Here is a 9,202-nt window from a genome sequence, read left to right as displayed (position 1 = left end):
GCGCCGCCCGGCACAGCCGGATCAGGAACCTATGATCGGGTCCCAGACGTTGGTCTTGATGAAGTCTCCGCCTTCGTTCAGCAGGTTCTTCGGGTCGTCGACGATCATGAACGTGAAGCTGCCGATCAGCAGGATGGTCACGACGACCATCCACTTGCGCTGGGACTGCGTGAAGAACGCGGCGACGACGGCGAAGACCACCGTGGCCGCCAGGATGGCCTTGCCGATGGTGCTGGTCTTGTCGGTGATCTGGTCGGCGTCCGCGAGGTAGACGTGCATGTCGGCCGCGTTGGCCATGAGCGCGTGGCTGAGCATCTGGATGTCCTGTTCCTCTTCTGCGTGGCGCGCATGGAGCTGTGTACTCGCGCGAGTTGATCGTGGAGGCACTGCGTGGACACGGCACCGGGACTCACCCGAGCGGACCCCCGTCACCGTCGTACCACTATGTATATACGCCTCTTACGGGGTTGCGGATGCGCTGGTCGACGGCTGTTGCGTAGCTGTCGAAGTTGTTGCGCTCGGGTAGGGATCCGGACTGTGGGAGTACATGTCGCCGGTGCCCTCCGAGGGCTGTACGGCGGGTACTTGGTCGCCGCCGACGGAGCCGACCGCGGGGGACGGATCGCCCGCGAAGTACCACTGGCCGTTCCGCTTGGCGATGTCGACGCGGTACGTCGACGTCTGGGCCGCCTTTCCGTCCGCGGTCACCAGCGTCGTGCTGAAGGTGACCGTGCGGCGGTCGGCGTTCGCGCCCTTGCCCGCCACGGGGACGTACACGTCGTCGACGGTCGGGCGCCCGCCGTCCTCCGCGCCGGTGTACGCGCCGCCGAGGCCGAACGACTGGCTGCCGGGCAGCAGATACCGCTCCAGGTTCACGGTGTCGCTCTGCGCCCAGGCGGCCAGGAACGGCGGCAGCAATTCGTTGGTGAGCTCGCGCGCCAGGTCGGTGTCGTTCTGCTGCTCGGACTGCGTGTCCTTGGGCGGTGACGTCAGCCCCGCGCACGGCACGTAGACGGGCGTGGCGCTCAGCCCGAAGGCCGTCGCGCCGCCGCGCTCGGTGGTGAACAGGGGGACCGCCACACAGCGCCAGGAGCCGTCGTCCACCTGGACGGTGCCGCGGACCACGGCCTCGCTCTTGCCGCTCGTCACGACGTCCTCGCTCATCACCAGGTCGATGACGGCCTGTTCGCCCTCCCCGTTCCAGCCGAGCTGCTTGTCGAGCCCGTTGATGGTGTACGGCTGGAGGGCCCTGGAGCGGTCCTCGGCGTGGTCGGTGTCGTAGGTGGCGAAGAGCTTGACCAGGGGTGCCGCCCACATCACGGCGGCGCCCCGCGGGAAGTCCTGCTCGGACGCCTTGACGGCCGCGTCGACCTCGGCCTGCACCTGCGTCTTGCTCGCCTTGCCGTTCAGCTTCACGAAGAGGAACAGCAGCAGCAGGACGCCGAAGACACCGAGGAAGCGGCGGAAGAGGATGCCGCGGCGCGGTCCCGCCCACATCTGGGCCGAGGAGACGCCCGCCCGGTCCGCCGCCGAGGAGCCGGCCTTGGGCTTGGCGAAGGGGTTGTGGAACCAGCCGTTGCCGCTCGGGGGTTCCTCCTCCTTGCCGCCCTTCCGCTTCTTGCCCGCCTTCTTGCCGCCCCGCGGAAGCTGCTCGGTGGCGGGGCCGGTGTCGCCGCCGTCGCCCGGCAGGCGCGAGGTCCCGTTAGCGGGCCGGCCCTGCCCGCCGTCTCCCCCGGTCACCCAGGGGTTGGCCGGAGCCGCCGGCTCCGCGGCCTTCCTGCGGCCGAACAACTTGCGCGGACGGCCGTCCTGCCCGGCGCCGCGGATCAGCATCTCCTCCGTGAGCGCCGGCGTCGCACGCCCGCCCTCCGGCTGCCCGCCGGGCCGCCGACCGCCGACACCGCCGTTCGGAGCATCACCCTGAGGTGGTACTGCCACGGCTCCCCCTCCCGCTGCACCACACCCGGAACGGCCGGCTCGTGCTACGAGACCGTCCGGCAGTCCATTGTATATACACACTCACTATAGGGTGACGGCGTCGGCGGGTCGCCCGGTTCCGCTTCGCGGACCGCGAGGGTTTCGGTGCCCCGAAGTCAAGTACCGATTCGGTCCTCCGATCAAGCGAGTTGCCCGGATTCCCCGTCGGGCACCAGCGCCCGCGGAAGGGTGCGCGGGGCCGGGTGGCCGAGGGCGGTCTCCCGCACCGCCGCCGGGACCGCACGCACCGGCTCCGGGCCCGCGACCGGGCGTACGACGATCAGCGCGACCGTGCCCGTCCGCGGGGTGGACTGCGCGGCAGGGGACGTGATCTTATTCGATCATCTTCGATCACCCTTGGTAACAGGGCGATGCCGCACCGCAGCAGCCGTGTTGCGGACCGTCCTCGGCCTGCCCGCCGGGTGTCCCCCACAGCACGAAGCGAAGTCATGGATGACTCTTCTCGTCCCGACCGCCGGACCCCGGCACGCCCGCGCCCCGTTGCGGGGCCCCGCGCGCCGCGTCTATCCGCCACGCCTCGCCGACGCGGCCGCCGCCTCCATGGCGACGTACGCCATCCCCCTGCTGGTCCTGGCCACCACTGACTCGGCGTCGCTGACCGGAGTGGCCTTCGTCCTGGCCTGGGTGCCGCGGCTGAGCACCTTCAGCGTGGCGGGCACGGTCGTCGACCGGTTCGGTCCCACCCGGGTCTTCCGGCTGGCGGCGGCGGCACGGGCCGCCGTCGTCACGCTCGCCGCGGTCGCCCTCGACACGGTGGCGGACCGCTGGGCCACGGTGGTGGTGATGGTGCTCGCCACCTGCACCGGCGCCCTGACCCAGTTCAGCTACGTCGCCTCCGAGAGCATCGGCGCGGCGGTCAGCCGAGGGGCCGTCGGCGGTGCCCACCGCGTCCAGTCGGTCCTGCTCGGCATCGACCAGAGCGCCGCGCTGGCCGGACCGGCCGCCGGCGGGTTCCTGCTCGAAGGGGCCGGGCCCAGCGGCATGCTCGCCGCCATCGGCGCGCTCTCCCTGCTGGCGGCCCTCATCACCGCCCGGGTGCGGCACAGCCCGCCCGGCCCCGCCGAGCCGGCGGCCCGGGGGATCAGGACCGGCTGGTCGACGCTGCGGGCGCTGCCCGCGCTGGCCGCCCTGGTGACCGGCCTCGCCCTGTCCAACCTGGCGCTCGGCGTGCTTCAGGCCTCGATGCCCGTGATCCTGGTGGACGAACTCGGCCACTCCAGCTCCGACGTGGGCCTGCTCTGGTCCGCCGCGGCGGCGGCCTCCCTGGTGGCGATCACCCTCTGCCGGTTCGCCATCGGCCGCTGGGGTTCGCTGCTCGTCGGCCGGCTGGCCGCCGTCGTCGCCGTGGTGAGCTGTTTCGCCCTCGCCCGCGCCGGTTCGTACCCGGCGTACCTGGTGTTCGTCGCGGTCTTCATGGCCGGTGACGGCGTACTCGCCGTGGTGCTGCGGACCCTGCGCGCCCGGTTCATCCCCGAGCACGTCTTCGGCAGCACCCTGTCGCTGACCGCGCTGATCCTGCTGCTGCCCTACCCGCTGGCCGGCGTCCTGGTCGCCACCACACCGCCCGCCTCGCTCGGCGGCGTGATCGGTGTCTGCGCCGTGCTCCAGTGCGTCGGTCTCGCCCTCGCTTTCGTCCGGATCAAACGGCGGCCCCGGCGCGGCAAGCACCGCCGCGCCCTCCACTGAGAGCCCGGCTCTCAGTTACGTGGTGCGGTGGTGCGGCGGGTCCCCGCGGTGTGCACCAGCCAGGTCAGCGTCAGCATCAGGTCGAGCCGGCCGGCCGGGTCCTGGAAGGAGTGCCCGGTCAGCTCGGCGATCCGGCGCAGCCGGTAGCGCACCGTCTGTTCGTGCACGTGCAGGCGCCCGCCGGTGGTCACCGCGTTGCCGCCGCACTCCAGATAGGCGAGGAGCGTCGCCAGGAGCGGGAGCCGGCGGCCGGCCGGGAGGCCGAGGAGCGGTGCGAGGTACGCGGCCGAGGTGGCGTCGATGAGGTCCTCGGCCCGCGCCGCGGCGAGCAGCGCGGTGTGCTCGGCGGACCGCACCGGGCGGTCGGCCGGGAGGATCCCGCGCCCGACGAGCGCGAGGGTGTGCCGCGCCCAGCGCAGCGACACGGCGGCCCGCGCGGTCGGCACGGTGGGCCCGACGGCGGCCGTACCGACCGGCCCGAGCAGGGCGTTCAGCCGCTCGGGCCCCGGCGAGTCCGGATCGGGGACGAGCAGGTACGGGGCGGTCGGGTCCCAGTTCGCGAGGACGTCCGGCGGGAGGACCCGGCTCGGCGTGCGGCCCTGCGGGGCGGGCAGCAGCGCGACTGCCGCGACCGTCCGCGGCACGGTCCAGCCGGCCGCCCCGGCCTGCGCGGTGACCGCGTCCGCGGCGGGCGGCGGTTCACGGACCAGCAGGTCGCGCAGGCGGTCGCGGTGGTGGGCGCGGTCGTCGGCCATCCGGCCCTGCTGCCGCGCGTACCCCTGCGCGCCCGCGTCCGCCGCCCTGGCCAGCAGCTCGAAGAGGTGGTCGGTGAGCGAGGCGAGGGTCTCCTTCGGCCAGGAGAACCGGTACGCGTCCTTGATGAACCGGCGGCAGGCGACCTGGCTGCTCAGCCGCAGCGCGGTCTGGAGCCGGTCGGGCTGGAAACCGCGCCGGGCCGCCTCGGCGCCCAACCGGGCGTAGAGGACGGCCAGTTCCGCCGAGGACGGGTCGGCCTCGCCGAGGGAGTTCACGAAGTGCGCCACGGTCTCGTCGATGACCTCGTGCACCACGCGGGCGTACTCCGCGTCCGCGGCGGCGACCCCGTCGAAGACGTGCACCCGCACCTCGTACTCGATCTCCTCGATGGCGTCCCTGAGATGCGGCCGGAGCATGTCCGGCAGGGACATGCCTAACGGCGGGTCCGACAGCGACGTACCTGATGGTGAACCGGTCACGGTCACGAAGCCCCTCCGAGTTCCGGGGAGGCGGGCGCGCTCCCGTGGTCCCGTCGTCTTCTCGGATCGTCCTGGCGTGCGACGTACGGGGTCGACTCACCTTTCTGACAACCACGGTTCTTCTTGTTGTCCGTGAGTTCGCGGCGGCCCGCGTGCCGCCGCGGTGTGGAACCGACGCTGATCGTGAGGCAGTCTTCACTGTCGTGGGGAGCTTTCCGTATCAGAGCGAGTCGCCCGACGCCGCCGCTCACATGGTGGTGTGCGGCGACGACGGCCTGGCGCACCGGCTGGCCGCCGAACTGCGGGGTGTCTACGGCGAGCAGGTGACCCTCGTCGTGCCACCGGCCGCGCGGCGCTCGCAGCCGCCGACGGTGGGCCGGGCCCGCGCCTCCGCCCTGCTCGACCGGGTCTCCGCGGCCGTGACCCGGGCGGCCGGGAACGGTGACGCGGGCGCCGGACGCACCACCGAGCCGGGCGGCGCCGAGCGGGTCGTCGAGGCCGGCGAACTCACCGAGACCGTGCTCGCCGAGGCGGGCGTGGACCGGGCCGCCGCACTGGCCCTGGTGTACGACGACGACGAGACGAACATCCGCGCCGCGCTCACCGCCCGCCGGCTCAACCCCCGCCTGCGCCTGGTCCTGCGGCTCTACAACCGCCGCCTCGGCCAGCACATCGAGGCCCTCCTCGACCAGGCGTCCGCGCTGGCGGCAGGCGGCCCAGGTGGCCCCGGCGCCGACGGCGCCGCCACCGGGCTCGACGGCCTCGACGCGTCCACCACCGTGCTCTCCGACGCCGACACCGCCGCGCCCGCGCTGGCCGCGACCGCCGTGGCCGGCACCAGCAAGGTCGTCCAGACGGACGGCCTGATGCTGCGGGCCGTCGAGCGGCAGCCGCCGGGCCCCGGCCAGGTCGCCGACCCCGGCCTGTGCACCCTGGCGCTGCTGTCCGCCACCACCAACGACCCGGCCGGCGCCGACGGCTCCGAGGGCAGCGGCGCCCAGGGCCCGCAACTCCTCCCGGACGAGGACGAGGTGGCCAGGGCGACCGGGCGCGGGACCATCGCCCTGGAGGCGGTCTCCTACTCGGGCCCCGCCCTGCCCGCCGGGCGCACCGGCCTGCCGTTCGCGTCCCTGCTGTCGCGCCGGCTGCGCTGGTCGTTCATCGGTCTGGTGGGCTGCGTGGTCGCGCTCGCGGTGGCCTCCATGGCCGTCACCGGCGAACACCCCCTGCACGCCACCTACCTCACCCTGCTCGACCTCTTCGCCATCAACGACCCGGCGGTCGGCCAGCCCTTCGGCCGCCAACTGCTCCAACTGCTCTCCGGACTCATCGGGTTGCTGCTCCTGCCGGTGCTGCTGGCCGCCGTCCTCGAAGCGCTCGGCACCTTCCGCAGCGGCAGCGCGGTGCGCCGGCCGCCCCGGGGCCTGTCGGGCCACGTGGTGCTGCTCGGGCTCGGCAAGATCGGCACCCGGGTCATGACCCGGCTGCGGGAACTGCACATCCCGGTGGTGTGCGTCGAGTCCGACCCCGAGGCCCGCGGTCTGGCCACGGCCCGGCGGCTGCGCGTCCCGGTGGTCCTCGGCGACGTCACCCAGGAAGGCGTCCTGGAAGCGGCGAAGATCCACCGGGCGAGCGCACTCCTCGCGCTGACCAGCATCGACACCACCAATCTCGAAGCGTCCCTCTACGCCCGCTCGGTACGCCCCGACCTCCGCGTCGTCCTGCGGCTGTACGACGACGACTTCGCGACCGCCGTGTACCGCACCCTGCGGGCCGCGCACCCGCACGCGCTCACCCGCAGCCGCAGCGTCTCGCACCTCGCGGCGCCCGCCTTCGCCGGGGCCATGATGGGCCGGCAGATCCTGGGCGCCATACCGGTCGAACGGCGGGTGCTGCTGTTCGCCGCCGTGCGGGTCGGCAGCCACCCCCAGCTCGCGGGACGGACCGTGGGCGAGGCGTTCCGCGCCGGGGCGTGGCGGGTGCTCGCGCTGGACACCGCGGCCCCGGACGAGGACGGCGACGGGGACGACCCGGCGGCGTCCGGCCCGGACGACTCCCCCGACACGGACCGTACCGCCGGCCGCCCGGGACGCTCCGGGCCGTCCGGTCTCGTCTGGGACCTTCCCGCGACCTATGTCCTGCGCCCCGAGGACCGGGTGGTCCTGGCCGCCACCCGCCGGGGCCTCGCGGAACTCCTCGGCCGCCGCTACCGCCGGCGGACGACGAGCCAGGCCCGGCCCTCATGAGCGCCGGGCCCCGCCGTACGAGGCCACGCCCTTACGACTCCGCGGTTCCGGTGCCCGCCGGCAGGTGGCGCCGGGCGAAGTCCAGCTCGAGTCCCACCTGCTTGATGCGCTCGTCGACGACGAGCGACCCGTGGCCCGCGTCGTACCGGTACACCTCGTGGACGGCGGCGCGGGCGGCGAGCCGGTCCACGTAGTTGTCCACCTGGCGGATGGGGCAGCGGGGGTCGTTCACCCCCGCCGAGATGTAGACCGGGGCCCTGACCTCGTCCACGTACGTCAGCGGGGACGAGGCCGCGAACCGGTCGGGGACCTCCTCGGGGGTGCCGCCGAGCAGCGTGCGGTCCATCGCCTTCAGCGCCTCCATCTCGTCGTGGTACGCCGTCACGTAGTCGGCGACCGGCACGGCGGCGATGCCCACGGCCCACGCGTCGGGCTGTGTGCCCAGGCCGAGGAGCGTGAGGTAGCCGCCCCAGGAGCCGCCGGTGAGGACCAGCCGGGAGGGGTCCGCGAGACCGGACGTCACCGCCCACTCGCGGACGGCCGCGATGTCCTCCAGCTCGATCAGGCCGACCCGGTGCTTGAGCGCGTCCGTCCACTGCCGTCCGTACCCCGTGGAGCCGCGGTAGTTGACCCGGACCACCGCGTACCCGTGGTCCACCCAGGCCGCCGGGCCCGCCGCGAAGGAGTCGCTGTCGTGCCAGGTCGGGCCGCCGTGGATGTCGAACACCGTGGGCAGCGGGCCGGTCGCGCCCGCCGGCTTCTGGACCAGGGCGTGGATGCGGCCGCCGGGGCCCTCCACCCACACGTCCTCCACCGGCACGGACTCCGGGGACTTCCGGCCCGGCGGGTCGAGGACCACGCCGCCCGTCGTCGAGCGCACCACGGGCGGCCGGGCGGCCGACGACCACAGGTACTCCACGCTGCCGTCGGGGCGGGCGGTCGCCCCGGAGACGGTGCCGGGCGGGGTCGGCACCTTGGTCAGCTCGCGGCTCGAGAGGTCGTAGCGCCACAGGTCGCCGCGGGCCTCGAAGCTGTGCGAGACCAGGAGCGCGCTGCCGTCCGGATACCACTCGGCGGCCACGTCACCGGGCAGGTCGAGGGCGAGGTCCGTCTGCTCGCCGCTCGCCACGTCCCACACCAGCGGCTCCCAGCGGCCGCGGCGCTGGTGCCCGACGAGCAGCCGGGTGTCCCCGTCGACCGGCGCGAAGCCCAGGACCTCCAGGCCCAGCTCGGCGGTGCCGCCCTCGGTGTCGTCAAGCTCGGCGACCGGGGAGCCGTCGAGCCGCAGCACCTTGAGCGCGGAGTGCATCGCGTCGCCGTGCTCGGTGTGCTCGACGGCGACCAGGGTGCCGTCGTGGGAGAGATCGCCGACGCCGGCGGACTCGCGGTGGCGGTAGATCTCGACCGGCTCCGCGCCGGTCCGGGAGACATGGACGGTCGAGCCGTCCTCGTCGGTGGACCGTCCGACGACCGCCGTGCGCCCGTCTCTGCCGATCACCGCTCCGGCCGGATACGACGGGTCCAGGCCCGGGGCCGCGATCTCGTCGGGCCCGCCGTCGAAGGGCTGGCGGCGCCACACCCCGAACTCGTCGCCGTCGGTGTCGTCGAACCACCAGATCCACTCGCCGTCCGGCGAGAGCATCCCGTCCGTCGTCCCGTTCGGCCGGTCGGTGATCTGGCGCTGCTTGTCCGTGGCCCGGTCCCACGCGTACAGCTCGTACGTCCCTGTCGCGTTCGAGACGAACAGCGAGCGGTCCGGGGCGTCCTCGGCCCAGTCCGGCAGGGAGACCCGCGGCGCCCGGAAGCGCTGCTCCCAGTCGGGCACCGCGGTGGTGTCCCGCACCGCCCCCGTCTCCTGCGCCGCCCCCTGCCCTTGCGTCGACCCGCCCTGCCCGTTCGGCCCGCTCGACCCGTTGCTCTCAGTCATGGCCCCATAGTGCCTGGCCCGGCCGGCATTCCGCCGACGAGTTCCGCAGCCTGTGGACAACCCCGGTACGGCCGCCGCGACCTGTGGACAACTTCCCGTCCGGCCGCCCC

Annotated in this window: 6 protein-coding genes; 2 read left to right on the top strand and 4 right to left on the bottom strand. The window is 73.9% G+C overall.

Annotation, left to right across the window (positions count from 1 at the left end; all coding sequences use genetic code 11):
• Positions 1–21 precede the first annotated feature (21 nt).
• Together ACFV6E_RS06025 and ACFV6E_RS06020 are read right to left on the bottom strand one after the other, a co-directional pair.
• The gene (locus ACFV6E_RS06025; protein ID WP_385162078.1) at positions 22–315 is read right to left on the bottom strand and encodes a TcpD family membrane protein; all 294 of its coding nucleotides are present in this window, start codon (positions 313–315) and stop codon (positions 22–24) included.
• Positions 316–459: 144 nt separating this feature from the next.
• Positions 460–1,938, bottom strand: coding sequence for a conjugal transfer protein (locus ACFV6E_RS06020; protein ID WP_385459614.1), 1,479 nt, complete (start codon positions 1,936–1,938; stop codon positions 460–462).
• A gap of 492 nt (positions 1,939–2,430) precedes the next feature.
• On the opposite strand from ACFV6E_RS06020, the gene ACFV6E_RS06015 reads away from it, so the two are divergent.
• Entirely contained in the window at positions 2,431–3,684 is a 1,254-nt protein-coding gene (locus ACFV6E_RS06015; RefSeq protein WP_385162082.1) for an MFS transporter, read from the top strand.
• Positions 3,685–3,695: 11 nt separating this feature from the next.
• Here ACFV6E_RS06015 and ACFV6E_RS06010 read toward each other — a convergent pair whose 3' ends face one another.
• Entirely contained in the window at positions 3,696–4,856 is a 1,161-nt protein-coding gene (locus ACFV6E_RS06010; protein ID WP_385459612.1) for a PucR family transcriptional regulator, read from the bottom strand.
• Positions 4,857–5,170: 314 nt separating this feature from the next.
• On the opposite strand from ACFV6E_RS06010, the gene ACFV6E_RS06005 reads away from it, so the two are divergent.
• Complete coding sequence (locus tag ACFV6E_RS06005) at positions 5,171–7,165, top strand: NAD-binding protein (RefSeq protein WP_385459630.1); 1,995 nt, start codon at positions 5,171–5,173, stop codon at positions 7,163–7,165.
• Positions 7,166–7,196: 31 nt separating this feature from the next.
• On the opposite strand, the gene ACFV6E_RS06000 is transcribed toward ACFV6E_RS06005, so the two are convergent.
• Positions 7,197–9,092: a prolyl oligopeptidase family serine peptidase gene (locus ACFV6E_RS06000; protein ID WP_385162086.1), complete on the bottom strand. Its 1,896-nt coding sequence runs from the start codon at positions 9,090–9,092 to the stop codon at positions 7,197–7,199.
• Between the last annotated feature and the right edge of the window lie 110 nt (positions 9,093–9,202).

Origin of the sequence: Streptomyces sp. NPDC059785 (assembly GCF_042732375.1) — a bacterium.
Taxonomy (GTDB): domain Bacteria; phylum Actinomycetota; class Actinomycetes; order Streptomycetales; family Streptomycetaceae; genus Streptomyces.
This window is presented reverse-complemented; position numbering and strand designations above follow the sequence as displayed.